Origin of the sequence: Actinotalea solisilvae, from assembly GCF_016464425.1 — a bacterium.
Classification (GTDB): Bacteria; Actinomycetota; Actinomycetes; order Actinomycetales; family Cellulomonadaceae; genus Actinotalea; species Actinotalea solisilvae.
Genome location: NZ_JADDKQ010000003.1, coordinates 220,846 through 247,369 on the forward strand (window position 1 = coordinate 220,846; position 26,524 = coordinate 247,369).

The window sequence follows — 26,524 nt, forward strand, 5'->3', positions numbered from 1 at the left end:
ACGCGTGAGCGAGCAGCCGCACGAGCCGCACGGACCGGGGGCGCCCGCCGCGCCGTACCAGCAGCCGCCGCCGTACCAGCCGGCCACGCCGTCCGCGCCGGCCTCCGAGCGGCCCGCGTACCAGCCGCCCCCCTCGCCCTACGGCGACCCGGGCGCGGGCCACGCCGGCGCCGGCCAGCCGTACGGCGCCCCGTCCGGCCAGGCTCCCTACGGTCAGGGCGCGTACGGCCGGACCCCGTACGGCCAGGCCCCGTACGGCCACGCCGCGTACGGCCCGGCCCCCTACGGCCCGGGCGCCTACGGCCCACCGAGTCCCGGGGCGTACGGCTCCTACGCGCCGCCGCCCGTGCTGCGCACCAACGGCGTCGCCATCGCCGCGCTCGTCGTGGGCGGCCTGGGCCTGCTCCTCTGCGCCGTGCCCGTGATCGGCGCGCTCCTCGGGCTGGCCGGCGTCGTGCTCGGGATCGTCGGCGTGCGCCGCGCGCACGGCGACATGGGCGGCAAGGGCCTCGCGATCGGCGGGCTCGCGGCGGGCGGCGTCGGGCTGCTCGTCGGCGCGCTGGTCACGACCCTCTTCTTCGCCGCGATCCGCTCGACGCAGGACACGATCGACCAGGCGTGGGAGGAGATCGACCAGAGCCAGGAGGAGCAGGACGCGAGCGCGACGGACCAGAGCTCGGCGATCGGGTCGGACGAGCAGGCGGAGCTCGACGCGGCGACGCCGCTGGCCCTGGGCGAGTCCGCCGTCGTCGGCGAGTACACGGTCACGGTCACCGCGATCGACACCGACGCCGACGACGTCGTGGCCGCGACGGACCAGTACAACGCGCCTCCGACGCACCGCTACGTCCTCGTCGACCTCACCGTGACCTACGCGGGCGAGGACGTCGGGGACCCGTTCTGGGACCTCGACACCGCCGTCCTCGGCACGGACGGGCGCGCCTACTCGGCGTCGTCGTGCTGGGCGACCCTCCCGCAGGACCCGCTGGACCTCGAGCCCGTCGCCGCGGGTGCGACGGCGAGCTACCAGGTGTGCATGGACGTGCCCGCCGAGGTCACGACGGGTGCGGCGCTGCGCGTCGAGGAGCTGTTCTCGTTCGACGCCGCCGCACCCGCGTTCTGGGCGGTGCCCTGACGCGGCACGCCGGCCGCGCGGGACGGGGGCCCAGGTTCACCCCCGTGGCGCGCACGCCAGACGGTAGGGTGCGGGCGAGCCGGGCACCGGCGAGCGACCACCACGGGGGGCGGGCAGCGACCGCATGATCATCTTCATCGTCATCGGTGCGCTCGGGCTGCTCCTGCTCCTCGTCGCGCTCCCGCTCGGGGACGTGTTCGACATCGGCGACGGCGCCCTGTCCGGCACGTCGCTCGGTGCGGGCGCGCTCGCCTTCGGCGCGATCGGCGCCATCGTCACCGCCAACGGGCTGCCGACCGGCTGGGCCTACGTCGCGTCCGCGGTCTTCGCGCTGCTCACGGTCGTGGGCATGCAGCGCCTCGTCGCACGCCTCAAGGCGTCCGAGGACGGGCAGCCGCGCACCCTCACCGGAGTCCAGGGCGTCGTGACCTCGACCGTCGCGCCCGGCCGCAGCGGCGAGGTCAGCCTCGACGACGCGCGCGAGCTCGAGCGGCGCCTCGCGTGGGCCGACGTCGAGATCGCCGAGGGCACGCGCATCGTCGTCGTCGAGCAGTCGGGCGGTCGCGTCAAGGTGACCCCCGCGACGCCGACGGACTGAGCCCGCCGCCCACCGCACCCGCTGCCCGCTGCCGCGCAGCAGCCACGAACCACCCGCCAGACCCAGACTCCGGAGAGCCTCGTGACACCCTTCCCGCTCACCTCCGACATCGTCACCGTGATCGGCGTCGCCGCCCTCGTGCTGGCGGTCGTCGCGATCGTGGCGTTCATCGCCAAGCGCATCCGGCGGGTCCCGCCGAACGAGGCGCTCATCATCGTCGGGCGCGGCGCGGGCAAGGCCGCGGCGGCCGAGTCCGGTCAGCGTGTCGTCGTCGGCGGGCGCGTGTTCGTGTGGCCCGTGCTCCAGCAGGGCTTCCCGATCTCGCTCGAGCAGCGCCAGATCGGCATCACGGTCGAGGGCGTCGACAAGAACCGCATCAAGATCGCCATCAAGGCGTCCATCAACTTCAAGGTCCGCGGTGACGAGGAGGGCGTGCGCCGCGCGGCCCAGCGCTTCCTGTCCCAGCAGGGCACGCTCACCGAGATCATCAAGGAGTCCCTCGAGGGCTCGCTGCGCTCCATCGTGGGCGACATGACGATCGAGCAGATCATCTCCGACCGCAAGGGCCTCTCGGACCGCGTCGTCGAGTCGACCAAGGCCGACCTCGCCGAGCAGGGCCTCCAGGTCGACCTGCTCAACATCTCCGACATCTCGACGCCGGGCTCCGACTACCTCGCCAACCTCGGCCGCGCCGAGAACGCGCGCGCCCGCCAGGTCGCCGAGGTGTCCGAGGCCGAGGCCCGCCGCGCGGCCGAGTTCGCCGTCATCGAGGCGGCCGAGCAGATCGCCGAGCGCCAGAAGGCGCTCGACCTCAAGAAGGCCTCGATCAAGGCCGAGACCGACCGCGCCAACGCCGAGGCGGAGGCGTCCGGCCAGCTCGCGCGCGCGCAGCAGGACAAGATCGTCGCCGCGCAGCAGCGCGAGGCGCTCGCCGAGCAGGCGCGCGTGACGGAGGAGCAGCTCGACATCGACGTCCGCAAGCCCGCCGAGGCGCAGGCGTACGCGGCGGTCCAGAAGGCCAACGCCGAGCGCGACGCCGCCAACGCGGCCACCGAGGCCGACGCCTACAAGCGGACGACGATCGCCACGGCCAACAAGACGGCCGCGATCCAGGACGCCGAGGCCAACGCCGAGGCCGTGCGCCGCGCCGGCGAGGCCGAGCGCGACCGCCAGCTCGCCCTCGCCGCCGCCATCCGCGCCGAGGGCGAGGCGCGCGCCGCCGCGGTCGAGGCCGCCGGTCGCGCCGAGGCCGCAGCCACGGACGCCAAGGCCGAGGCGCTCAAGAAGTACGGCGAGGCCGCCATCGCACAGGAGGTCATCTCGCGCCTGCCCGAGATCGTCCGCGCCGCCGCCGAGCCGATCGGCTCGATCGGCCAGATGACCGTCATCTCGACCGACGGCGCCTCGGCGATCACGAAGAACGTGGCGTCGGTGCTCGGCGAGGGCCAGGAGGTCGTGCGCCAGCTCACGGGCCTCGACCTCGCGGACCTCATCTCGTCGGTCGCCGGCGGCCGGACGGTCGACGGCGCGCCGCGCGACGGCCTCGGCGTGCGCGCCGGCTCGACGCCGCCCCCGCCGCCGCCCGCCTGACCGGACGGGGCGCAGGCGCCCGTACGCAGCACGCCCGGGCGGCGTCGCCGGACCACCGGCGGCGCCGCTCGCGCGTGTCCGGGGCGGCGCGGGTCAGGTCCGGTGCGCCTCCGGGGCGGTGGCGTCCGGGGCGGTGGCGCCAGGGGCGGTGGCGCCAGAGAGGTCGGCGTCGGCCGGCGCCGGGACGGGCCGGTCCGCGCCGCGCAGGGCGCCGTGGCCGGCGACCCACGTCCCCACGCCCACGAGCGCCGTGAGCGCGCCCGAGAGCAGCAGGCTCGACCGCGCGCCGACCAGCCCGACCACGGCCGCGCCGACGGCGAGGCCCACGAGGTTGCCGGCCTGGAACACGCCGCTCACCGCCGAGAAGACGCGCCCCCGGACGTCGTCGGGCGTGCGCGCGCGGATGAGCGCGTTGATCGCGACGCGCTGCACGGCCCCCGCGGCGCCGCCGAGCACCCAGCCGACGCCGACCGCGACGAGCGAGACCACGGCACCGGCCGCGGCGAGGGCGACGCCCATGACGACGCTCGCGAGCGCGAGGGCGCGGAACAGCGCGCGGTCCCCGACGAGCCGACCCGCGTACCAGCCGCCCGCGATGCCCGCGGCGGGCCAGAGCGCGGTGACGAGCCCGTACGCGGCGGGCCCGGCGGCGAGGTCCCCGAGCACGAAGAACACCTCGGCGACGTTGACGATCACGGTCGCGAGGACGGCGAGCGCGAGCCCGACGACGCCGACCAGCAGCAGCCGGTCGTGCCCCAGCCGCGTGAAGCCCACCCAGACGGACGCGTGGGCGTCGTCGTGCGCGGAGGGGCGGCGCTCGGTGCGCAGCGCCAGCACGGCCGCGGCCATGAGCGCGTAGGTCACGGCGTCGACGAGGATCGCGGTCCGGACCGACGTCGCCTCGACGAGCACGCCGGACACGGCGAACCCGACGAGGAACCCGGCCTGGGTGATCGCCGAGTACCAGCCGTAGGCGCGGGTCGCGCCCGCCTCGCCCGTGACGTGCGGCAGGAGCGCGGCGACCACCGGGTTCGTCACGGCCGAGCCGGCGCCGAGGAGCGTGAGGGCCGCGACCAGCAGCACGGGCCGGTCGAGCCCGACGAGGGCCGCGGCGAGCACTGCCGCGCCCTGGACGACGAGCGACGCGAGGAGCAGCCGGCGGTTGGGCACGCGGTCCACGAGCCGGCCCGCGAGCGGGGCGAGGAGCACGACCGGGACGAGCTCGGCCGCCATCGCGGCGGCGATCCACACCGCGCCCGCGTCCGCGAGGTGGACCATCACCGCGAGCAGCGTGAGCGACGCCCCGACGGTCGAGACCGCGGCGCCCGCGAGCAGGAGCGTCAGGTCGCGGCGCGCGGGCGAGCGGTCCTCCACGGGGCGACGCTAGCCGGTCCCCACGCGGGTCCGGCGCAGGTCCGGCGCCGGGGCGACCGGGGTCTCAGCCGCCGGGGGGCTTCGGGTACCAGGGCTCGGCGCTGTGGAGCCGGAGGCTCACGGCCGTGCCGCCGACCTCCTCGACGACGGCGCGCGGCCCCACCAGCACGAGCAGCGCCCGGGCGCGCGAGAGGCCGACATAGAGCATCTCGCGCGCGCGCTGGAGGTCGCGGAAGCCGTTCACGGCGAGCACGACCACCTGGCGCTCGAGCCCCTTGAAGCCGAGGACGTGGCCGTAGAAGACGTCCTCGTCGTCGAGGAAGGCGTCCCAGTAGTGGCCCCATCCCCCGACCTCGACCGCGTGGCGCTGCTCCGGGTGGCGGTGCTCGGTCGTGAGCAGCGCGATCTGACCGGGCTGCCAGCCCTCGTCGAGCAGGGCCTCGACGACGTCGTCCGCGACCTGCACGGCGTGCTCGGCGGGGACGTCGACGAGCCGCACGGGCTCGCCCGGCAGGCCCCGCGGGCGCAGCTCCTCGTGCGAGAGGCTGCCGAACAGCTGGGCGATGCGCTTGGTGTTGCGGATGTTCTCCTGGAGCGCGAACGGCGGCAGGTCGACGGGCACGTGCCCGTGCCGCGCGAACACGCGCTGGGCGTCGTCCATGAACGCGAACAGGCCGCCCTGCGGGCCGTCGCCGCGTGCGCCGCCGTCGCGCAGGCAGGCGAGGAGCGCGGGCCACCACAGCTCGCCGAAGTCCTGCGCCTCGTCGACGACCACGGAGTCGAACAGCGAGCTCGGGTGGCGGGCGGCCGCGAGCTCGCCCAGGCGCAGGGGCAGGCGGCGCTCCCAGTAGTCGGAGTCGTCGTCGTCCCCGCGCTCGGCACCCCAGAGCACCGGCAGGTCGTGGAAGAGGCCCACGTAGGCGGGGCGCTCGCGCCCGGGCCACTCGCGGGTGACGCGCTCGAGGAACCGCGCGAGGCCGCGGCTGTAGCAGACGAGCGCGACGCGCTCGCCCGCGCGTGCGAGGCGGCGGGCCTGCGCGAGGGCGAGCCACGTCTTGCCGCTGCCCGCGCCGCCGACGACGCGGACGCGGCGCTGGTAGCGCAGGAGGTCGAGCAGGCGGGCCTGGTCGCGCGTCATCTGCTCGACGCGCTGGTCGTGCTCCGCGGCGGCCAGCAGGTGGTCGCGCTGGCTCGGGAGCGCGCCCGCGACCAGCTCCACCAGGCTCTCGAGCCCCTCGGGCGTGAGGGGCTGCTGCCCGCGGCCGAGGTCCTCGATGGCCCGGCGCACGCGCAGCCCGAGGCCCACCAGGTCGTCGCTGTCGATGACCATCTGGCGGGGGCAGTCGGGCGCCTCCCAGTCGGCGGGCACGTGCACGCCGGGCAGCGCGAGGAGGTGGACGCACCGCGCGCGCGACGCCGGGCTGCGGTGCTGCCCGAGGTAGCGGTGCAGCAGGTGGCGCGCGTCCTGGACCTGGCGCACGGGGTCGATGCGGTGCGCCGTGTCGGCCGGTCCCTGCCACCAGCCCTCGGCGTCCCGCACCACGCGCCCGCCCTTGACCTCGATGACGGCGATACCGACGCCCGGCCAGGCGACGAGCAGGTCGACCTCGCGCTCGCGGCTGCCGAGCTGGAGCGGCACGTGGTGGAACAGGGCCGCCTCGTCGGGCAGCTGGTCGCGCAGGTCCTCCCACACCCGACGTTCGGCGCGGCTCGCGTCGTCGAAGTCGGGCTGCGTCGGGTAGAGGCGGGGCACAGGTCTGCTTTCGGCCGGTTCGTCGGGTCGCTTGAGCGGCCGCGGTCGGGGACGCCGCCGCAGAGCCGCTCCGTACTCTCCCATCGGAAGGTCTCCCGCCGGCCTGACCCGCGGGCCCCGGGTTCACCCGACGCTTCACCCGCCCGCCCGCCCGCCGCTCGCCCCGCCGCACCGGCCCTGCACTCCCCAGCGCCCGCACCGCGCTCCCACCCGCACCGGCGCGCGGCGGCGGGTGGGGGGCGGGTGGCGGCAGCAGTTGCGGGGGGTCGCCGGGGACCGTAGGCATGGGGCACGCACCCCGAGCGCCCCACGAGCACCCGGGAGCACCCCACGAGCACGGAGGTCCGCATGGACATCAACGACATGGTCGGCAAGGCGCGCAAGGCGCTCGACGGCCGCGAGGACCAGGCGCAGGACGCCCTCGACAAGGCGGCCGACCTGCTCAAGCAGCGCACCGACACGCCGGCGGACGCCACGATCGACTCGGTCGTCGAGAAGGCCAAGGACGTCCTGGAGCAGGAGAAGAAGCGGTGACGTCCGGCGACGCGGTCCCGCACGGGGCCGCGACGCCCTCGAGTGCCGCCCCGGGGGCCGACCTGACCACCGACGGGCCGGACGCCGAGCACCGCCCGCCCGCGGGGGCGAGCGAGGCGACGGTCGACGCCGTCGGCAAGCTCACGGCCGCGCTCGAGATGGTCGAGGAGGCGCGCGGACGCCTCTACGGCTTCCACCGGCTCACGGGCCACGCGGACAACGACCTGCTCGACGCGCTCGAGGCGCTCGAGGACGCGGGTCACGGCGAGCTCGCCGCGCAGATGCGTGAGGACCTCCTCGGCAAGAACGTCATCTCGCGGCGCTGGACGTTCCAGATCGTCGAGGACTACGACGACGGCTACTGGGAGCCGTTCCGCGCGTGGGAGCGGCGGGTGCGCGAGGAGCTGCTCGAGGGCCGGCGCCACGTCTACGAGGCCCGCCTCAAGGAGGAGCGCCGCACGCACGGGCGTCCGGGGCACGAGGCGCGCCCCGCCGACGGCGCCTGACCCGCGCGGGCGTGGCCGCCCGGGGGCACGAGGCTCGCCCCGCCGACGGCACCTGACCGGCGCGGGCGTGGCCGGCCGAGCCGAGCCGAGCCTTGCCCAGCCTTGCCGAGCATCGCCGAGCCGGGCCGTGCCGAGCCGGGCCGCGCCTCAGCCGTGGTGCGCGCGCACGCCGACGAGTCCGTCCGCGGGGACGAGCTCCGCGGCCAGCCCGCCGTCCGTGAGCGCGCGCGCCGCGAGCGGGCCGGACCGGTGCCCCGTCGCGTCCCCCGGCACCTCGTAGACGAGGAGGACGACGCCGTCGGGGGCGAGCAGCTCGCGGAGGCGGGCGACCTCCGCCACGGCCGGCGTCGTCCAGAAGACGTTGACGTTCACGGCGAGGACACGGTCGAACGGCCCGGACCCGTCGAGGCCGTCGCCGTCGCCGAGACCGCCGTGGCGCACGGTGAGGCGCCCGCCCTCGACGAGCGCGCGGTGCGCCGCGAGCGCGCGCGTGACGGCGACCGGGGAGCGGTCGAGGCCCGTGACGTGGCCGCGGGGGACGCGCGCGCACAGCAGCCCCAGGGAGGCGCCGGGGCCGAAGCCGACCTCGAGGACGCGCGCGTCGGGGGCCGGGTCGAGCAGCGCGACCGCGCGGTCCACGCGGGCCGGCACCCTCGCCACCGTGCTCCCCCGGGTCCCCGCGGCGTCCGCGCCCGTCAGGCCGCCGCGAAGGCCGCGAGGCCCAGCGCGACCGCGCGGTCGAAGAGCAGCTCGCGCTCCGCGGCCGGCAGCGAGGCGTCCCGGAACAGCAGGTCGGAGATGGTGCAGATGGCCAGCGCCTGGCCGCCCTCGGCGTCGGCCACCGCGTACAGGCCCGCGGCCTCCATCTCCACGGCGAGCGTCCCGTGCTTGACGAGCGCCTCGTTCGTGGCGGGGCGCTCGGCATAGAAGGAGTCGGACGAGAACACCGCACCGACGTGCACGGTCGGCCGGGCGACCCGGCGACGGCGGCGCCCGCCCGACGGCGCCTCGGCGGGGGGCGTCGTGCCCGGGCCGACGCCCGCGGCCGCCGCGGCCGCCGCGGTGAGCGCGAAGCTCGGCGCGTGGCTGTAGTGGATCCCCGGGATCCGGCCCGCGGACATCGCCGAGTCGGTGTGCGCCGCGCTCGCGATGACGACGTCGCCCAGGTCCAGGTGGGGCGCCATGCCGCCGGCCGTGCCGATGCGGATGATCCGCCGGACGCCGTAGAAGCGGAACAGCTCGGTCGCGTAGATGCTCATGGACGGCATGCCCATGCCCGAGGCCATGACCGACACCGGCCGGCCCTCGAAGGTGCCCGTGTAGCCGAGGATCCCCCGCACCTCCGTGACGAGACGGGCGTCCGTGAGGACGGTCTCGGCGATGCGGGTCGCGCGGCGCGGGTCGCCGGGCATGAGCACGTCGGGTGCGAGGTCGCCGGGCTCGGCGGAGATGTGCGGCGTCGCCATGCCCCGACCCTAGCGACTGCCTGCCACCGGCCCCGCCGCGCCGCCCGGCCGCGCTACTCCGCCAGGGTGCGGTCGAGCACGACGTCCTCGCCGCCCGCCTCCAGGTCGACCCCCGAGGCCGTGACGTCGACGGCGGTGAGGATCATGCCCGCGGGCAGCCCGTCGACGGGGACGGAGAGGCCGTCGAGCCGGTCCGTGAGCTGGGAGGGGAGGTCCTCGGCGGACACCGTGACCCCGGCGAGCGCGAACGACTCGACGTCGGCCTCGATCGCGCGTCCCGCCGGGCGCGGCGTCAGCCGCACGGCGACGGGCAGGCCGAGGAACGACGTGGTCGCGACGAGCAGGTCGTCCTCGACCGTGAGGTCCGCGTCCATGGCGAGCTGGTCGGACAGGTCGCCGAGCGACGCGGACGCGGTCATGGTCGCGAGCCGCGCCGTCGTCGGGGAGTCGGTCGACACGCCCTCGAGGTCGACGACGACGTCGTGCAGGGGCATCCCGTCGACCGTGACCGCGGGCGCGGCGATGCGCACGTGGTCCAGCTCGCCGCCGAGCACCTGGGTGAGGAACGGGAAGCCCTCGATGGTGACGTCGGGCACGGCGTCGAGCCCGGGGACCTGGTCGACGAGCGAGGCCGCGAGGTCGGCCTCGGCACGGTCCCGCACGACGCCGTCCGCCACCACGGCACCGCCCACGACCACGGCCAGCACGACGGCGGTCGCGACGACGGCTCGGGTTCCCACGTCGCGACCCTAGGGGCGACCGCGGCCGCGTGCCCACGGGCGGACCGCCCTGGACGGCGGGCGGGCGTCCGGCCGGGCCCGGCGCCCGCGCCCGCGGGGGTCCGCCGGCCCGGGGCCTGGTGACCGTCGGCGCCGCGACCTACGCTGGGAGGACCTCGCCGACGAGGAGCCTGACATGGCGCAGGGCGTGCTGTGGATCGTGCTTCCCGCGGTGGTCTACGGGGCGCTCGCCTGGGTGGTCCTCGACGACCCACCGCGCACGTGGTCGCGCCTGCGCGCCGCCCTGACCCGCCACCGCGAGCGGCGTGCATCGCACACCCCCAGGGACGGCGCCGCCGTCGTCGACGAGGCGCCCGCGGCGGGCCCAGGCGTCGCACCGCCGGCGCGCGAGCCAGTGCGTCGGCCGACGGCGCCGCCGGACCCGTTCGACGTGCTCGTGGTGCAGGTGCAGCTCGGCCGGCTCACGGCGCAGATGCGCGCGCTCGACGCCGACCCGCACGCGTGGGCGCGAGGCCGGCGGATGCTCGCTGCGCAGGCGGCCTACGACGCGCTGCTCGCCGAGGCGTGCCGGCTCGCGGGCGTGCCCGTCGAGCAGGAGTGGTCGCCCGAGCCGTGGGGACCCACGCGCGAGCCGGAGCGGTTCCGCGAGGAGATGGAGCTCGCGTCGCGCGGCTGGTCGTGGTGACGTCGCTCCGGCCCGGGCGCCGGCCGCCCGGGCCCGGACGGCGGGCGCTCCGGCACGGACGCCGAGCCCTCACGCCCGGACGGCGGGAGCTCAGGCACGCACGCTGAGCGTGCTCGTCCCGTCCGGTCGGCAGCGCACCTCGATGCGCTCGGCGATGGCCTGCTTGAGCGCCTCGACGTGGCTCACGACGCCGACGACGCGACCGCCGTCGCGCAGGCGGGCCAGCTCGGCGAGCACGACCTCGAGGGTCTCGGGGTCGAGCGAGCCGAAGCCCTCGTCGATGAAGAGCGTCCCGAGGTCCGTGCCGCCCGCCTCGGCGGTGACCACGTCGGCGAGCCCGAGCGCGAGGCACAGCGAGACGTAGAACGTCTCGCCCCCGGACAGCGTGCGCGGGTCGCGCTCCGTGCCGGTGCGGTGGTCGACGACCTTCATGGCGAGGCCCGTCCGGCGGCTGCGGACCGCCTCCTTCTCCTCGCTCCGGACGAGCGCGTAGCGGCCGTCCGACATCGCCGCGAGCCGCGTGTTCGCCGCGGCGACGACGTCCTCGAACCGGCGCGCCAGCACGTACGTCGCGAGGGTGAGCTGCTTGGTGTTGTCCGCGCCGCTCGCCGCCGCGACGTCGGCCATCCGGACCACGGGGCCAGCCTCCGCGTGCGCCGCGTCGCGCGCGTCGACGGCGGCCTCGAGCGCGGTCAGCGCTCGCGCCGCGGCCTGGGCCAGGTGCGCGGTGCGCGCCGCCTCGCCCGCGGCCACGCCGGCGGCCTCCTCGGCCGAGGCGTGGGCCGCACCGAGCGCGTCGAGGTCGACGTCCACGACGGCCGGGAGCGCGACGAGGTCGGGCTCCGCGAGCCCGGCGCGGACGCGCACCCACGCCGCGTCGTGGGCGGCGACCTCGCGCTCCAGGGTGGTCAGGGCACGGGGCTCGAGGGCAGCAGCACGGACCGCGGCGCCGTCGGCGAAGTCGTGCTCGACGAGGGCGGAGGCCAGCTCGGCGACCCGGCCCTCGTGCGTCGACGTGGCCTCCTCGAGCGCCGCGAGGGCCTCGGTCCACGCCTCGAGGTGCCGCATGCGGACCTCGACCGCGTCCAGGCGCGTGCGGACGGTGTCGGCGCCGTCGCGCGCGCCCTCGACCTCGACCTCGTCGAGCAGCAGCCGCTCCTCGAGCGCGGTGGCGCGCGCCTGGCCCTCGGCGATCTCGACCTCGAGGCGCGCGACCGCGGCGGTCGCGCTCGCAGTGGCGTCGTCGAAGGCGCGGAGCGTGTCCTCGAGCTCGGCGAGACGCCCGCGCGCGGCCTCGGCGGTCGCGACCTCGCCCCGCGCGGCGTCGAGCAGGGTGCGCACCTCGTCGGCGGTGCCGCCGGCGGCCGCGCGTCGCTCGTCGAGCCGCGTCGTCAGGGCGGCGAGCGCGGTCGACGCCGCGCCGAGCCGGTCGGTCGCGAGGTCGCGCGCATCCTCGGCCGCCTCGAGCGCCTCGACGGTGACGTGGGTGGCGGTGAGGAGGGCGGGCGCGGGGTGCTCGGTCCCGCCGCACACGACGCACGCCTCCCCCGGGACGAGGTCCGCGGCCAGCTCCCCGGCCATGCCCGCGATCCGCGCGCGCTGCAGACGTGCCGCGGCGGCCACCGCGTCCTCGGCCTGGCGCGCGGTCACGCGCACGCGACCCTGCGCTTCCTCGACCTCGCCGGTGAGCCGCTCGGCCTCCTCGACCGCGGACCACCGCGTGCGCACGGCGGCGAGCCGCTCGCGCGCCGCCGCGAGCCCGGCCGCCGCGGCCGCCGTCACCGTGACGGCGTCCGCGAGCGGGACCCGCGCGGCCGGACGCTCCGCGAGCGCCTCGGTCAGCGCGGCGACCTCGCCCGCACGGCGAGCCTGCGCGGCCTCCTGCGTGCGCAGCTGCTGGCGACGGACGGGCAGCTCGTCCTCGAGCGCGACGGCCCGCACCAGGGTGCCGCGCAGCGCGGCGCACCGGTCCCGCTCGATCGCCAGCGTCTTGCGGACGACGCGGGGCTCGGTGGTCTCGTCGACGAGCGCGCGCACGTCGGCGGGCACCGCCCGGACGACCGCGTCGCACGCCGCGGCGCGCGCGTCGAGCGCCCGGGCGGCCGCCTCGGCGCCGCTCAGGGACGGGAGCACGGCGACGGCCCGACGGGCCGCCGCGAGGCGCTCGGCCCGCGCGGCGTGCTCGTCGGCCTGCGACTCGAGGTCCGCGAGCTCGGCGCGGAGCGCGGTGCGCCGGCGGTCGGCCGCGACGAGGGCCCGGGCCGCGTCGAGCGCGGTGCGCGCCTGGCCGCACCGCTCCCTCGCCGCGGCCGCGGCCCGCGCGGTCGCGAGCGCCTCCTGCTCGTGCGCGGCGGCGCGGGTGCGTGCCGCCTCGCGCAGCGCGTCGCCCGCCTCCGCCCGGGTGCCGAGCCCGCGCAGGGCGCCGGCGTCGTCGTCGTCCAGGCCGGCCGCCCCGGCGAAGTGGTCGACCGCGCGCGCGACCGCCGCCCCCGCGTCGGTGAGGGCGCGACCCGTCTCCGCGCGCATCGCCTCGAGGCGCTGCTGGAGCCGGTCGTAGACCTCGGTGCCGAACACCTTCTGCAGCAGTCCCCGGCGGTCCTCGGGGTTGGCGCGCAGGAACCCCGCGAACTCGCCCTGGGGGAGCACGACCGTCTGGACGAACTGCGTGCGGTCGAGGCCCACGAGCCGCTGGAGCTCGAGCCCGGCCTCGTCGAGCCGGGTCGAGAGGAGCTCGCCGTCGTCCGGGCGCGACGGGTCCGTGAGGCGCCAGAGCTTGACGGTGGCCTGCTGCGTCGTCGTGCCCGTGCCGCGCTGCTTGGGCCGCGGGTAGGCGGGCGTCCGGCGCACGCGGTGGACGCCCGCGCCCGTCTCGAAGACGAGGTCGACCACCGTCTCGTCGCCGGGCGCCGCGTGCGCCGACCGCAGGCGCTCCTCGGTGGCCTCCTTGGACGCGACCTTGCCGTAGAGCGCGAAGACGATCGCGTCGATGAGCGTCGACTTGCCCGCGCCCGTGGGTCCCTCGAGCAGGAAGATGCCGCTCGCGCCGAGCGCGCCGAGGTCGACGGTGTGCCGACCGGGGAACGGTCCGAGCGCCTGGATGGTGAGCGTGTGCAGGTGCATCAGGCGCTCCGCTCCGCCGCGAGCACGTCCTCGTAGGCGCGCCGGAGGACCGCCCGCTCGGCCTCGGACGGCGCCGCGCCGGTGACGTGCTCGACGAAGGCGGCGGCGACGTCGAGCGGGTCGCTGGCCGTCGTCACGGCGGCCGCCCGCAGGCGCGCCGCGCCGCCGACGGGGCGGTGCTCGACGGCGAGCGCGTGCGGGAACCGCTGCCGCACGCGGGCGTAGAGCTCGGTGGGGCGGGCCGCGTCGGTGACGACGACGCGCAGCCAGTCGTCCACGTGCGCGTCGCCCGCCGCGCCGAGCAGCTCCTCGAGCGTGCCGCTGACCTCCGCGAGGCGGCGCGGCACGGGCGCGGGGACGAGCTCGACGCCGACGGCGTCCCCCGCGAGGTCGACCAGCACCGAGGCCTTGCGCTGGCGCATCTCGGAGAACGAGTAGGCGAGCGGCGAACCGGAGTACTGGAGCACCGGCGCTGCGCCGTCGGCGTCCGGCTCGACGCCGATCCGCTGCGCGCCGTGCAGGTGCCCGAGCGCGACGTAGTCGACGCCGCGCAGCACGCCGGCGGGCACGCTGTCGACGCCACCGACGCGGATGTCCCGCTCGGACGCCGAGGGCTCGCCGCCGACGACGAAGGCGTGGGCCATGACGACGCTGCGCGGGCGCCGGGTGCCCCCGCGCCCCGCGAGGTCCGACCGGACCCGCCGCATCGCGGCCGCCGTCACCGCCTCGTGCGAGCGCGGGAGCAGGCCCTCGGGCGTGAGCTCCGGGTCCTCCGGGTCCGCCAGCGTGCGGCGGACCGCGTCCGGGTCCAGGTAGGGCAGCGCGTAGACGAGCACAGGCCCGTCGTCGTCCGCGAGCTCGACCGGGCGGCCCACGTCGGCGACGCGCGCGCGCAGGTGGACGCCCGGGCGCATGAGGTTGGCGCCGAACCCGAGGCGGATCGCGGAGTCGTGGTTGCCCGGCGTCACGACGACCGCGGCGTGCTCGCTCAGGCGGGCGAGCGCGTCGGCGAGCAGCTGGACCGCCTCGACCGGCGGGATCGCGCGGTCGTACACGTCCCCCGACACGACGACCGCGCCGACGCCCTCGCTCCGCACGAGCTCGACGAGGTGGTCCAGGTAGGCGGCCTGGTGGGCGAGCAGGTCGACCCCGTGCAGCGTGCGACCGAGGTGCCAGTCGCTCGTGTGCAGGATCCGCATGCCCCGGACGCTAACCCGCCCCACCGACACGACCCGGGCACCGGCCGGGCGCGTCGCGCGACGCCCGCTCCTCACGCCCTCGTCCGGACGTTCGCATCCGAGCGTCCGTGCGCACGGCGGCGTACTGGACGCCTCCAGATGTCGGCACGCTCGGATCCGAGCATCTGGACAGGCGCGAGGTGGGCGGGCGTCAGGCGAGGGTCGCGACCAGGACGCCGCTGACGCCCGCCGCGACAAGGGTCGAGGCCGCACCGAGCGCCGCCGCGCGGCCGCCCGTCCGGCGCAGGCGCCGTACGTCCACGCCCGCCCCCAGGCCCACCATCGCGGCGGTGAGCAGCGCGGTCGTCGTCCAGGAGGCGACGTCGAGCACGACGTCGGGCAGCGCCCCGGTCGAGCGCAGGGCGACCGCCGCGAGGAACCCCACGACGAAGAGCGGGACGAGGGGCGGGCGCGTCGCGCGCGGCGCGGACGGCGCTGCCGGCTCGCGCCCGACCCCACCCGGCGCGGCGCCCCGCGGCTCGGCCGGGGCCCGGACCTCCACGGTCGCCCGCACGCCAGCGTCCGCGCGGCGCGAGCGCACGACCAGCCCGACCCCGGCGACGAGCGGCGCCAGGAGGACCACGCGACCCAGCTTCGTCACGGTCGCGACGGCGAGCGCGGCCGCCGAGACCGCACCGCCCGCGGCCACCACCTGCGCGACCTCGTGCACGCTCGCGCCGATCCACAGGCCCGCGGCGTCGTCGTCGAACCCGAGCGGCCCCGCCAGCAGCGGCAGCGCGACGAGCGCGAGGGTCCCGAAGAGCGTGACGAGCGCGACCGCCGTGGCGGTGTCGTCGTCGGCCCCCTCGCCGTCCGGGTCGACCACCGCCGACATCGCCGCGACGGCGGCCGCGCCGCAGATGGAGAAGCCGGTCGCCACGAGCAGGCCCAGACGTCGCGGCACGCCGAGCACGGGTCCGAGCAGCACGGTCGCGCCGAACGTCACCGCGACGGTCGCGACGATGACGACGACGCCGCGCACGCCCAGCGCCGCCACGGCCGGGAGCGACAGCTGGAGGCCGAGCAGCACGACGCCCGCTCTCAGCAGGCGCCGCGCCGACCACGTGAGCCCGGGCTGGGCCGCCGCGCGCACGGCGCCGACGTTCCGCAGGACGGCGCCGACGACGATCGCTAGCACGAGCGCCGACACGGGCGCGAGGCGCGCGACGAGGAGCGCCGGGACCGTCACCGCGGCCACGAGCGCGAGCCCGGGCAGCAGACGACGCACCCGGCGAGTCTGCCGCACCGCCGTGACCGCCGCGCCGACCCGCGACGCCCCGTCGGCGGTCGGCGGGGGGTGGCAGGATCCGGGTGAGATCTGGTGCGGGGGGTCAACCAGGGGGCTGGCCCGGCCGATGTAGTGGACGCTGTCCCGTCATGCCCGGCGGGCGCGTCCGCAGGGCACCCTGCAGCAGCACCAGCACAGGAGGAACCAGATGACGCCGACCCACGAGTCCGGACCGGGACTCCGCCTGGTCACGGACGACTCGGCGCCGGCCGACGCCCTGACCCTCACGACGGCGTTCCACGACCTCGACGAGTACGTGGCGCTCCCGCGCATGTCGGGCCTCGTGCTCTCGCCGGACGGGTCGCGCCTCGTCACGCAGGTCTCCACCGTGAACCACGACGCGACCAAGACGCACACCGCGCTCTGGGAGGTCTACCCGACCCGCGCCCGGCCCGCGCGCCGCCTCACGCGCTCCTCGCAGGGCGAGTCGGGCGCGGCCTTCACGCCCGACGGCGACCTCCTCTTCACCTCCTCGCGCCCCAACGCGGACGCGACCGACGACGCCGAGAAGCCGCTCGACAAGCCGGCCCTGTGGGTCCTGCCCGCGGGCGGCGGCGAGGCGCGCATCGTGGCCACCCGGCCGGGCGGCGTCAACGGCGTGCGCACCGCGCGCCGGTCCCCCGCCGTCGTCTTCGCGACGGACATGCTGCCGGGCGCGACGAGCGGCTCGGACGACGAGCGCCTGCGCAAGCTCCGCAAGGACACCAAGGTCTCCGCGATCCTCCACGACGGCTACCCCGTCCGGTACTGGGACCACGACCTCGGCCCGGACCAGCCCCACCTCCTGGGCTGGCACTTCAAGCCGGGCGACGACGTCGCGCGGTCCGTCGAGGTCGCGAGCCTCAGCGTCGAGCACCTCAAGGTCAGCGACCTCACGCCGCAGCCCGGCCACGCGCTGCGCGAGGCCGAGTACGACTTCAGCCCGGACGGCAGCTTCGTCGTCTCGACGTGGCGCGTGCCCGGGGCGCGCGGCGCCTTCCGCACGGTGCTCGTGCGGATCGACGTCGACACCCAGCAGCGCACCGTCATCGTCGACGACCCGGACGCCGACCTCGACTCGCCCGTCATCTCCCCCGACGGCCGCGCGGTCGCGTTCGTCCGCGAGTCCGTCTCGGACCCGACGACGGCGCCGCGCCGCACGCTCCACCTCGTCGCGCTCGCGCCGACGGAGGACGGGTCGCCGCAGCGCACGCACCAGGTCGCGGCGTCGTGGGACCGCTGGACCGCGGGCCACCAGTGGCTCCCGGACGGCTCGGGCCTGCTCGTGGTCGCCGACCAGGACGGCCGCGCGCCGGTCTTCCACATCGACCTCGCGACCGACGAGGTCACGCAGCTCACGCACGACGACTACACGTACTCCGACCTCCAGGTCGCGCCCGACGCGACGGTCGTCTACGCCCTGCGCGCGTCCTACCTCGCGCCGGCGCACCCGGTCCGCATCCACCTCGTCGTCGAGGACGAGCACCGCACGCGCGGCACCGTCACGGTGCTCCGCGCGCCCGTCCCGCCGCCCACGCTGCCGGGCACGCTCACCGAGGTCCGCGCGACGGCCGAGGACGGGCACGAGGTCCGCGGCTGGCTCGCCCTGCCGGACGGCAGCGGGCCCGCGAACCCCGCGCCCCTGCTCCTGTGGATCCACGGCGGACCGCTGGGCTCGTGGAACACGTGGTCGTGGCGCTGGAACCCGTGGCTGATGGTCGCCCAGGGCTACGCGGTGCTGCTGCCGGACCCGGCCCTGTCGACCGGCTACGGGCAGGAGTTCATCCAGCGCGGGTGGGGACGCTGGGGCGCCGAGCCCTTCACCGACCTCATGGCGATCACCGACGCGACGGTGGCGCGCGAGGACATCGACGAGTCGCGCACCGCCGCGATGGGCGGGTCGTTCGGCGGCTACATGGCCAACTGGGTCGCGGGCCAGACGGACCGCTTCCGGGCGATCGTCACGCACGCGAGCCTCTGGGCGCTGGACCAGTTCGGCCCGACGACGGACGTCTCCTTCTACTGGGAGCGCGAGATGACGGCGGAGATGGCCGAGCGCTACTCGCCGCACCGCAACGTGGGGAACATCCGCACGCCGATGCTCGTGGTGCACGGCGACAAGGACTACCGCGTGCCTGTGGGCGAGGGCCTGCGCCTCTGGTACGAGCTGCTGTCGTCCTCCCAGCTCCCCGCCGACGACGAGGGCCGGACCCCGCACCGGTTCCTCTACTTCCCGGACGAGAACCACTGGGTGCTCAGCCCGCAGCACGCCAAGGTCTGGTACCAGGTGGTCACGGGCTTCCTCGCGGAGCACGTGCTCGACCAGGGCGTCCCGGAGCTCCCCGAGACCCTGGGCTGACCGCCCGCCCCGACCGCACGACGCCCCGACCGCCGGGGTCGCCGGCCGCACCGAGGTCGCTGGTACCCACCAGCGGCCCCGGCGTGCCGGCGGCCTCGGCGGTCGGCCGTTCGGGCGACGCCGGGCGTTTCACCCGGGGCCGACCGGGGAAGTGATCGACATCCGTGTGACCATGGGCTCCCCTCCCCACGTCCCCCCGCGTGGACCTCCCCCGCCCCGAAGGACCCCCGTGGCCCGCTCCCTCCTGCCTGCCCGCGCGTCCGCGCACTCCCCCGCGCCCGCCCGCCGTCGGCTCCGGCGCCTCGTCACGGCGGGGCTGGCCCTCGCGGCCGCCGTCGCCGGGCCGCTCGCGGCGGCGCCCGCGACCGCCGTCGTGAGCCCGTCCGCGAGCTGTGCCGACGTCGCCGCCGCGACCCCGGGCGCGCCGGACGGCACCTACACGATCACCGTCCTCGGGCAGACGCTCGACGTGTGGTGCGCCGGCATGGCGGGCACGCCGGCCGAGTACCTCTCGCTCGGCCCCGGCAACGTGTCCGTCAACGGCGCGGGCGGCGACGTCTGGGGCACCGACGTGCGCACGACCTACCAGCGCGTCCGGCTGCTCCTGCCGACATCGGTCGGCCAGCCGTTCAGCGTGCTGCGCACCGACCGCACCTTCTCGACGAGCACCGGCTTCCAGGGCCGCGCGGGCGGCACCGCCGACTGGACGCCCTTCGCGGGCGGCGGCAACTGCGGCGGGAACGCCGGCACCGCCGACGTCGACCTCGCGGGCACGCCGTTCGAGGTCCGGGCCTCCGGGTTCGCCTTCTACGGCTGGGACGCGTCGGGCTACGTCTCCCAGCTCACCCCTCAGCGCGTGACCATGGCGTCCTGGGGCTGGTGCTCGAGCGTGGGCCCCGTCGACCCGACGCCCGGCCTGCCGTGGGAGAACGGCCACCCGGACACCTTCCCGCTCGTGTGGGCCGCGGCGGTCGCCCCCGTCGTCACCGCACCCTCGGACGTCACGGTGGCGTCCGGCGCGAGGGCGTCGTTCACGTCGAGCGCGACGGGCGACCCCGCCCTCGCGGTGCAGTGGCAGACGTCGCCCGACGGCACGACGTGGACCGACGTGGCGGGCGCGACGTCCGGGACGCTCGACCTCGCGGGGGTCACGACCGCCGACTCGGGCCTGCGGGTCCGCGCGGTCTGGTCCAACGCCGAGGGGACGGTCGCGAGCGCGCCGGCCGCGCTCACCGTGCTCCCGGCGCTGCCGGTGGTCACCACGGACCCGCAGGACGTGACGCTCGTCGTCGGCGGTGACGCGACGTTCGACGTCGCGGCGACGGGCGACCCGGCCCCCGCGCTGCAGTGGCAGTCGTCCGACGACGCCGGCACCACGTGGCAGGACCTCGCGGGCGAGACGGGCACGACGCTCGTGCTCGCCGACGTGCCGCTCGAGGCGGACGGCACGCTCGTCCGGGCGGTCGCCACGAACGCCGCGGGTGCCGTCGCGAGCGCCGACGCGCTCCTCACGGTCTCCGCGGTCGCGCCGACCCTCACGGCGTCGCCGACCTCCACCACCGTGACCGCGGGCGGCTCGGCGACCTTCACGGTCGCGGTCGCGGGCACGCCCGCGCCGACGATCCAGTGGCAGGTCCGGTCCGCCGACGGCCTCACGTGGGCCGACCTCGCGGGCGAGGACGGCGCGACGCTGACGCTCGCCGGCGTCACGGCCGCGCAGGACGGCACGGTCTACCGCGCCTACGTCGCCAACGCGGGCGGCGCGGTCGCGACCGACCCGGTGACGCTCACGGTCGTGACGCCCGCCGTCGCGCCGGTCGTGGCCCCGACGGCGCCCGTCGCCGCGCCGGTCGTGGCCGCGGCGGCAGCGCTCGCGGTGACGGGCAGCACCCCGGCCCCGTGGCTCGCGCTCGCGCTCGCCCTCGTCGCCGCCGGCACGACGGCGGTCGTCGCCACCCGCCGCGCGACCGCCTGACACGACCTCGTCGGGCACACCGACGCGAGGTCGCCGGCTCGCACCGCGCGAACCGGTGACCTCGGCGTGGGCGACGGGGTCGGGCTGCGGCCGGGCCGCAGTCAGGCCTCGACCGGGGCCGAGCGGCGCACCGGGACGCGGTCGGTCATGCCGACCATCGCCACGAGGTCCGTCAGGTGCGCGGGCGGGTCCTCGAGGACGACGGCGCGCCCCTCCTCCTCGCCCGCCTTGACGAGCTGGAGCACGAAGGCGAGGCCGGTCGAGTCGAGGAAGCCGACGTCGGCCGCGCCGATGACGACGGGGCCGCTGCGCAGGACGACCTGCGCCATGACGTCGCTCGCCTGGTCCCGCAGGCTCGCGTCGACGTCGCCCCACAGGCGCACGACCGAGGCGTCCGGCCGGGACCCGTCGAGCTCGATGCCGCCCCACGGGCCGTCGCCGATCTCGAGGGGCGCCCCGCCGAGACCCGGCAGCCGGACGGCCGGACCGCGCCCGGCGGCGTCCCGACGCGGGCCGGGGGCGGTGGTGGCGGGCGCTGCGGCGGCGGCAGGGGCCCGGTCGTCGGCGTCGGTCATGAGGTCCCTGTCGTCGGTCGGTCCGGTCGCGTGCCCACGGAACGTAGGACGAAGCACCGACACCCAGGGTTCCCGAGCCGCGTGGACGGCCGGTGGACGCCGGGTGAACGCCTCACCGGGCCGCCGTGCCGTCGGTGGCCCCGGCGTCGGTGCCCCCGGCGCCGTCGGCGCCCTCCTCGGGCTCCGTCACGTCGGCCACCGTCGCGCCGAGCGCGAGCACCATCTGGCTGCCGTCGACCGTCGCCGCGACGCCGTGGGCGCCCGCACCGATCGACATCGGCCGGCCGGCGACGCGCGCGTCGGCGATCACCGGCCACGCATGCGTGGACCCGAAGGGCGTGATCGTCCCGCGCTCGTAGCCCGTGACGGCCCGGGCGACGGCGGCGTCGGGCATCGACAGCCGCGAGACCCCGAGCAGCTCGCGCAGCCGCGGCCACGAGATCGTCCGGCCGCCGGGGACGAGCACGAAGAGGTAGTCGTCCTCCCCGCGCCGCACGACGAGCGTCTTGACCACCTGGTCGGGCCCGAGCCGGCGGGCCGCGGCGGCCTCCGCGAGGCTCCGGACGGGCCCGTGCCGCACGAGCCGGTACCGCAGCCCGGCGGCGTCGAGCGCCGCGACGGCACGCTGCTCGCCCTCGCCGGGGCCGGGCGTCGCGGTGTCGGTCACGGGCCCATCCTGGGCGGAGCCGCGCGGCGAGGACAAGCGTCCCCGCCGTGCGGTCCCGGGCGACGCCGTCAGTGGTGCTCGGCGCGGACGTGCTCGCGGGTGCGGGCGACCATGACCGGGCACGGCGCGTGCAGGACGACGTCGTGGCTCACGGAGCCGAGCAGTGCCCGCGTGAGGCCGGTCCGCCCCCGGCTCCCGACGACGACGAGCCGGGCGGTGGCGGCCACGTCGAGCAGGGCCCGCGCCGGCTGGGCCTGCACGAGGTGCCGGCGGACCACGAGGTCCGGGTGCGCGTCCGCCAGGCCCGCGACCGACTCGCCGAGGATGACGGCCTCGGCGTCGGCGAGCTGCTCGCCGAACCCGGACGGCACGTAGTCGGCCGAGAGGTACGTGGCCGGCTCCTGCCAGGCGTGAACCACGTGCAGCTCCTGGCCGGTCCGCTCGGCCTCCTCGGCCGCGAGCCGCACCGCGAGGACGCCGTCCGCCGAGCCGTCCGCGCCCACGACGACGCCCGCCGCGTCGTCGCCCGGCAGGCGCGGCACGACCACGACCGGGCACCAGGACGCCGCGGCGACGGCGTAGCTCAGCGAGCCGGCGAGGACGCGCTCGGCGCGCGAGAGGCGGTGGGTGCCCACGACCACGAGCGCCGCCTCGCGCGAGAGCTCGGCGAGCGCGTGGGTCGCGGGCGTGCCCGCGACGTGGGTGGTCACGGCCACCTCGGGCCACGACTCGCGCACGCGCGTCGCGGCCTTCTCGAGGAGGTCGTGGGCCCCCTCGCGGATCTGGTCGTCGTAGATCGCGTCGAGCGCCGTCATGGGGTGGCCGACCGCGTGCACGAGGACGAGCCGCAGGTGCCGGTCGCGCGCGGCCTGGGCCGCCCAGACCAGTGCCTGGCTGCTCGAGCTGGTGCTGTCGACCCCGACGACGACGGCGCTGCTGGTGGTGGTCATCACGCCTCCCCGGCATCCGGGGCCGCGGGCGGACGGCTGCGGGTCGCCTCCGGGCCCGCGGTCCTCGTGCCTCCACCGTCCGCCCGGGGCGAGCGGCGGCGCCAGAGTCCAACGTCCTCCTCGTTATTGATAACGAGTCTCATATCGAATAGGTTGCGGACGCCGTGCCCGCCGGGGCACGCGGAACCACCTGGAGGACCCATGACCACCACCCGTCGGCTGCGACCGCTGGCCGCCCTCGTGCCGCTCGCGCTCCTGGGCGCCTGCGCCGGGGCGGCCGAGCCCGCCGCGACCGCGCCCACCCCCAGCGAGGCCGCGGCGACCGTGTCCGACGTCCGCGAGGCCGCGACCGCGAGCCCGCGCCTGGCCCTCACCTACGACGGCGGCGTCCAGGTGCTCGACGCCCTCACGCTCGAGGTCGTCGCGGACCTCCCGCTCGAGGGCTTCGTGCGCCTCAACCCCGCGGGCGACGGCCGCCACGTCCTCGTGAGCGTCGACGGCGGCTTCCGCGTCCTCGACGCGGGCACGTGGGCCGAGACGCACGGCGACCACGCGCACCACTACGTGACCGACCCGGCCCTGACCGACGTCGTCTGGCCCGCCGAGGTGCCCGGGTACGCCGTCGTCCACGCGGGCCGCACGGTCCTCTTCGACGACGGCACCGGCCGCGTGGTGTCGGTCCCGTCCGCGGAGGTCGCGGCGGGGCCCGACGCCGCGCACGACGTGCGCACCACGACGACGCCCACCGCCCACCACGGCGTCGCGGTCGAGCTCTCGACGGGCGAGCTCGTCGTCTCCGAGGGCACCGACGAGGCGCGCACCGGCACGAGCCTGCTCGACGCCGCGGGCGCCGTCGTCGCGTCGTCCGACGCCTGCCCGGGCGTGCACGGCGAGGCCGTCGCCGCGGACGAGGCCGTGGTCATCGGCTGCGAGGACGGCGTCCTGGTGCACCGTGCGGGCACGATCACCAAGGTGCAGAGCCCCGACGCGTACGGCCGGATCGGCAACCAGGCCGGCTCCGAGGCCTCCGCCGTCGTGCTCGGCGACTACAAGAGCGACCCGGACGCCGAGCTCGAGCGGCCGACGCGCGTCGCGCTGGTCGACACCCGCACGGCCGCCCTGCGGCTCGTGGACCTGCCCGCGAGCTACACCTTCCGCTCGCTGGCCCGCGGCGACGCGGGCGAGGCGCTCGTGCTCGGCACCGACGGCGCGCTCCACGTCATCGACCCCGAGACCGGGGTGCTCGTGCGGTCGGTCCCCGTGATCGCACCGTGGACCGAGCCGGACGCGTGGCAGGAGCCGCGGCCCGCCGTCGTCGTGCTCGACGGCTCGGCCTACGTCACCGACCCCGCCACGCGCAGCGTGCACGCGGTCGACGTCGAGACCGGCGAGGTGTGGCAGCGCGCCGAGCTGACCGTCACGCCGAACGAGATCACCGGTGCGTCCGGCGAGGGGGAGCACGCGCACGAGCACTGACCGTGCGTGCGACCGTCGCCGACGAGGTGCCCGGCGGGGCGCCGTCGAGGTGCCGGCCCGGGGGGTCCGGGCCGGCGCCGACCGTCCTCGGGGAGGATGGTCCGGTGCCCCGCCCCGACCGCGTGACCGCGCTCCTCACCGCCGTCCTCGTGCCGCTCGCCCTCGCGACCGTCCTGGCGCTCGCCGCGCTGTGGCCGACCGGCGAGCGCCAGGTGACCGACGTCGCCGCCGAGGGTGCCGAGTACGTCACGGCGAGCGTGACGTCGGCGGTCGTCGAGGAGTGCCAGGGCATGGACGAGGACCGCCTGCCGGACGGCACGGTCCCCGAGACGGTCGGCTGCACGCGCGTCACCGCGGCCGTGCCCGACGGCGGCGGCCGGGTCGAGGTCTGGGCGCCCGCCACGGTCGGGCCCGACGACGTGCCCCAGGGCACGCGCGTCGTCCTCGCGCGGTACGCGGCGACGGACACCGAGCCCGAGGTCTGGGTGTGGCACGACCTCGAGCGCACGCTCCCGCTCACGGTCCTCGCGGTCGCGTTCGCACTCGTCGTCGTCGCGGTCGCCGGCCTGCGCGGCCTGCGGGCGCTCGTGGGGCTCGCGCTCGCGTTCGGCGTCATCGGCGTGTTCATGCTGCCCGCGCTGCTCGAGGGGCGGGACGGCCTCGTCGTCGGCCTCACGGGCTCGGCGGCGATCATGTTCGTCGTCCTCTACCTGGCGCACGGCCTCTCGCGCCGCACGACGACGGCGCTGCTCGGCACGCTCGGCGGCCTCGCGCTCACCGCGGGGCTCGGCGCGCTCGCGGCCGAGGCCGCGCACCTCACGGGCCTCGCCACGGAGGAGAGCTACCGGCTCGCGATGTACACCGGCCAGCTGGACGGGCCGGGACTGCGCGGCCTGTTCCTGTGCGGCGTCGTGCTCGCGGGGCTCGGCGTGCTCAACGACGTGACCATCACGCAGGCCTCGGCCGTGTGGGAGCTGCGGGCCGCGGACCCGGCGGCCGGCCGCCGGGCACTCTTCGCGCGCGGCATGCGCATCGGCCGCGACCACATCGCCTCGACCGTCTACACGATCGCCTTCGCGTACGCGGGCGCCGCGCTCCCGGTGCTCCTGCTGCTCGAGGTCTACGGGCTGCCGCTCGCGCAGACGATCGGCAGCGGCGAGTTCGCGGAGGAGATCGCACGCACGCTCGTGGGCTCGATCGGCCTGGTCCTCGCGATCCCGCTCACGACGGCGATCGCGGTCGTCGTCGTCACCGCGGGATCCGCGCACGGCCGCCGCGCGGCCGTGCCCGCCGGCTCAGCCGGCCACGGGCACGCGCACGGCACCGCCCTCGTCGACTCCTGACGCGAGCGAGCCGGGACCCGCGAGCAGCGCGCCGAGCGCCGTCGTCACGGGGATCGCCAGGACGAGGCCGATCGACCCGACCAGCGTCCGGACCACCTCCTCCGCGACCTCGCCCGCGCCGAGCACGTCGAGCACCGCGCGGTCGCTCATCGCGACGAGCAGGACGAGCGGCAGCGCCGCGCCGACGTACGCGAACGCCACCGTGTAGACGGTCGAGGCGATGTGGTCGCGGCCGATGCGCATGGCGCGCGCGAAGACCTCGCGCCGGCTCGCCGTCGGCGAGGACGCGCGGAGCTCCCACACGGCGGACGCCTGCGTGATCGTCACGTCGTTGAGCACGCCGAGGCCCGCGAGCACGAGGCCGCAGAGCAGCACGCCGCTCAGCGACAGGTCGGGCGCGAGCTGGAGCAGGTCGAGCGAGCTCTCGCCGCCGAGACCCGTGAGGTGCGTCGCGCCGGTCGCCCACGCCCCGAGGCCCGCCGTGAGCAGGATGCCGACGACCGTGCCGACCAGCGCCGTCGAGGTGCGTGCCGAGAACCCGTGCACGAGGTACAGCACGACGACCATGATCCCGACCGCGGACACGACCGCGACCGCCGCCGCGGGCCGGCCCGCGAGCAGGGCGGGCAGCGTGAACGACGCGAGGCCCGCGAGGGAGAGCCCGAGCCCGAGCAGGGCCGCCGCCCCGCGCAGCCGCGCCACCGCGACGACGAGCACGGCCATGACGCCCGCGAGCAGCAGCATCGGCGGGCCGCGCACGAAGTCGACGAAGACGTGCGTCGGCGTGCCCGCGGGCGCCCCGGCGACGGCGTCCGTCGGCAGGACGATGACGCGGACCCGGTCGCCGACGTCGATCTCGGGCAGGTACTCGGGCGGGGCGTGCACCTCGACGTCCTCGCCCTGCGCCGTCCGGGCGTCGAGCTGCGCGAGCGCGGTCGCCTGCCGGTCGACGGCCGTGACCGTGACCTCCTGGACCGACGAGCCGGGCGCCATGGTCTGCAGCGTCGGCCGGTCCCCCGCGGGGGCCCGGAGCATTACGGCGCCGACGACGGTCGCGAGCAGCACCGGCGCGAGGAGCGCCGTGAGCAGCAGGCGCGTGCGTCGGTCGGCCCGGGCCGGTGCGTGGTGCCCGTCGGGGCCGGCGTGGTGGCTCACCGCACGAGCATCGCCCGG

The 26,524-nt window shown here is 77.0% G+C and carries 22 protein-coding genes; 10 read left to right on the plus strand and 12 right to left on the minus strand.

Features of this window, described 5'->3' with window-relative positions; genetic code table 11:
• The first annotated feature begins 4 nt into the window (after positions 1 to 4).
• From JIG38_RS04330 to JIG38_RS04340, 3 genes are all read left to right on the plus strand, one after another.
• Positions 5 to 1,135 carry a hypothetical protein gene (locus JIG38_RS04330; RefSeq protein WP_199422522.1) on the plus strand — a complete coding sequence of 377 codons (1,131 nt, stop codon included), beginning with the start codon at positions 5 to 7 and terminating at the stop codon, positions 1,133 to 1,135.
• A 124-nt stretch (positions 1,136 to 1,259) separates the two neighbouring features.
• The gene (locus JIG38_RS04335) at positions 1,260 to 1,733 is read left to right on the plus strand and encodes an NfeD family protein (protein ID WP_199422523.1); all 474 of its coding nucleotides are present in this window, start codon (positions 1,260 to 1,262) and stop codon (positions 1,731 to 1,733) included.
• A gap of 81 nt (positions 1,734 to 1,814) precedes the next feature.
• The gene (locus JIG38_RS04340; RefSeq protein ID WP_199422524.1) at positions 1,815 to 3,323 is read left to right on the plus strand and encodes an SPFH domain-containing protein; all 1,509 of its coding nucleotides are present in this window, start codon (positions 1,815 to 1,817) and stop codon (positions 3,321 to 3,323) included.
• 93 nt (positions 3,324 to 3,416) lie between these two features.
• Here JIG38_RS04340 and JIG38_RS04345 read toward each other — a convergent pair whose 3' ends face one another.
• Together JIG38_RS04345 and JIG38_RS04350 are read right to left on the minus strand one after the other, a co-directional pair.
• Positions 3,417 to 4,697, minus strand: a complete 1,281-nt coding sequence (locus tag JIG38_RS04345) for an MFS transporter (RefSeq protein ID WP_199422525.1) — start codon at positions 4,695 to 4,697, stop codon at positions 3,417 to 3,419.
• A 64-nt stretch (positions 4,698 to 4,761) separates the two neighbouring features.
• Positions 4,762 to 6,450, minus strand: coding sequence for an NERD domain-containing protein (locus tag JIG38_RS04350; protein ID WP_199422526.1), 1,689 nt, complete (start codon positions 6,448 to 6,450; stop codon positions 4,762 to 4,764).
• Positions 6,451 to 6,798: 348 nt separating this feature from the next.
• Between JIG38_RS04350 and JIG38_RS04355 the strand changes: the two genes are divergently transcribed.
• Together JIG38_RS04355 and JIG38_RS04360 are read left to right on the plus strand one after the other, a co-directional pair.
• Positions 6,799 to 6,984 carry an antitoxin gene (locus tag JIG38_RS04355; protein WP_199422527.1) on the plus strand — a complete coding sequence of 62 codons (186 nt, stop codon included), beginning with the start codon at positions 6,799 to 6,801 and terminating at the stop codon, positions 6,982 to 6,984.
• 62 nt (positions 6,985 to 7,046) lie between these two features.
• Positions 7,047 to 7,490: a hypothetical protein gene (locus tag JIG38_RS04360; protein ID WP_199422618.1), complete on the plus strand. Its 444-nt coding sequence runs from the start codon at positions 7,047 to 7,049 to the stop codon at positions 7,488 to 7,490.
• Between the two features lie 147 nt (positions 7,491 to 7,637).
• Here JIG38_RS04360 and JIG38_RS04365 read toward each other — a convergent pair whose 3' ends face one another.
• From JIG38_RS04365 to JIG38_RS04375, 3 genes are read right to left on the minus strand one after another with little or no spacing between them, the layout of a single operon-like run.
• On the minus strand, positions 7,638 to 8,141 hold the full coding sequence (locus JIG38_RS04365) for an SAM-dependent methyltransferase (protein WP_199422528.1): 504 nt from the start codon (positions 8,139 to 8,141) through the stop codon (positions 7,638 to 7,640).
• A 44-nt stretch (positions 8,142 to 8,185) separates the two neighbouring features.
• Positions 8,186 to 8,956, minus strand: coding sequence for a purine-nucleoside phosphorylase (locus JIG38_RS04370; RefSeq protein ID WP_199422529.1), 771 nt, complete (start codon positions 8,954 to 8,956; stop codon positions 8,186 to 8,188).
• A gap of 53 nt (positions 8,957 to 9,009) precedes the next feature.
• Positions 9,010 to 9,696: an LmeA family phospholipid-binding protein gene (locus JIG38_RS04375; protein WP_199422530.1), complete on the minus strand. Its 687-nt coding sequence runs from the start codon at positions 9,694 to 9,696 to the stop codon at positions 9,010 to 9,012.
• 175 nt (positions 9,697 to 9,871) lie between these two features.
• Between JIG38_RS04375 and JIG38_RS19960 the strand changes: the two genes are divergently transcribed.
• Positions 9,872 to 10,381 (plus strand): hypothetical protein, encoded by a 510-nt coding sequence (locus tag JIG38_RS19960; protein ID WP_233404409.1) that lies wholly within the window; start codon positions 9,872 to 9,874, stop codon positions 10,379 to 10,381.
• Positions 10,382 to 10,471: 90 nt separating this feature from the next.
• On the opposite strand, the gene JIG38_RS04385 is transcribed toward JIG38_RS19960, so the two are convergent.
• From JIG38_RS04385 to JIG38_RS04395, 3 genes are all read right to left on the minus strand, one after another.
• Complete coding sequence (locus JIG38_RS04385; RefSeq protein WP_199422531.1) at positions 10,472 to 13,501, minus strand: AAA family ATPase; 3,030 nt, start codon at positions 13,499 to 13,501, stop codon at positions 10,472 to 10,474.
• Positions 13,501 to 14,700 (minus strand): exonuclease SbcCD subunit D, encoded by a 1,200-nt coding sequence (locus JIG38_RS04390; RefSeq protein WP_199422532.1) that lies wholly within the window; start codon positions 14,698 to 14,700, stop codon positions 13,501 to 13,503. Before JIG38_RS04390 ends, JIG38_RS04385 begins: the two co-directional genes overlap by 1 nt.
• Positions 14,701 to 14,890: 190 nt before the next feature.
• Positions 14,891 to 15,967, minus strand: a complete 1,077-nt coding sequence (locus tag JIG38_RS04395; protein ID WP_199422533.1) for a YeiH family protein — start codon at positions 15,965 to 15,967, stop codon at positions 14,891 to 14,893.
• 208 nt (positions 15,968 to 16,175) lie between these two features.
• Here JIG38_RS04395 and JIG38_RS04400 point away from each other — a divergent pair, with 208 nt between their 5' ends.
• The gene (locus JIG38_RS04400; RefSeq protein WP_199422534.1) at positions 16,176 to 18,365 is read left to right on the plus strand and encodes a prolyl oligopeptidase family serine peptidase; all 2,190 of its coding nucleotides are present in this window, start codon (positions 16,176 to 16,178) and stop codon (positions 18,363 to 18,365) included.
• Positions 18,366 to 18,594: 229 nt separating this feature from the next.
• Positions 18,595 to 20,340 carry a DUF8696 domain-containing protein gene (locus JIG38_RS04405; RefSeq protein ID WP_199422535.1) on the plus strand — a complete coding sequence of 582 codons (1,746 nt, stop codon included), beginning with the start codon at positions 18,595 to 18,597 and terminating at the stop codon, positions 20,338 to 20,340.
• A gap of 101 nt (positions 20,341 to 20,441) precedes the next feature.
• Here the strand turns inward: JIG38_RS04405 and JIG38_RS04410 are convergent, their stop codons facing one another.
• The 3 genes from JIG38_RS04410 to JIG38_RS04420 all read right to left on the minus strand — a co-directional run bounded on the left by JIG38_RS04410 (position 20,442) and on the right by JIG38_RS04420 (position 22,532).
• Positions 20,442 to 20,915, minus strand: a complete 474-nt coding sequence (locus tag JIG38_RS04410; protein ID WP_199422536.1) for an STAS domain-containing protein — start codon at positions 20,913 to 20,915, stop codon at positions 20,442 to 20,444.
• A gap of 112 nt (positions 20,916 to 21,027) precedes the next feature.
• The gene (locus JIG38_RS04415; protein WP_199422537.1) at positions 21,028 to 21,582 is read right to left on the minus strand and encodes an aminoacyl-tRNA deacylase; all 555 of its coding nucleotides are present in this window, start codon (positions 21,580 to 21,582) and stop codon (positions 21,028 to 21,030) included.
• Between the two features lie 68 nt (positions 21,583 to 21,650).
• The gene (locus JIG38_RS04420; RefSeq protein WP_199422538.1) at positions 21,651 to 22,532 is read right to left on the minus strand and encodes a universal stress protein; all 882 of its coding nucleotides are present in this window, start codon (positions 22,530 to 22,532) and stop codon (positions 21,651 to 21,653) included.
• Between the two features lie 201 nt (positions 22,533 to 22,733).
• Here JIG38_RS04420 and aztD point away from each other — a divergent pair, with 201 nt between their 5' ends.
• Both aztD and JIG38_RS04430 read left to right on the plus strand, forming a co-directional pair.
• Complete coding sequence (aztD, locus tag JIG38_RS04425) at positions 22,734 to 24,008, plus strand: zinc metallochaperone AztD (RefSeq protein ID WP_199422539.1); 1,275 nt, start codon at positions 22,734 to 22,736, stop codon at positions 24,006 to 24,008.
• Positions 24,009 to 24,112: 104 nt separating this feature from the next.
• Complete coding sequence (locus JIG38_RS04430; RefSeq protein ID WP_307844571.1) at positions 24,113 to 25,351, plus strand: YibE/F family protein; 1,239 nt, start codon at positions 24,113 to 24,115, stop codon at positions 25,349 to 25,351.
• Here JIG38_RS04430 and JIG38_RS04435 read toward each other — a convergent pair.
• Positions 25,304 to 26,506 (minus strand): YibE/F family protein, encoded by a 1,203-nt coding sequence (locus JIG38_RS04435; RefSeq protein WP_307844572.1) that lies wholly within the window; start codon positions 26,504 to 26,506, stop codon positions 25,304 to 25,306. The genes JIG38_RS04430 and JIG38_RS04435 overlap by 48 nt on opposite strands.
• Positions 26,507 to 26,524: the final 18 nt, after the last annotated feature.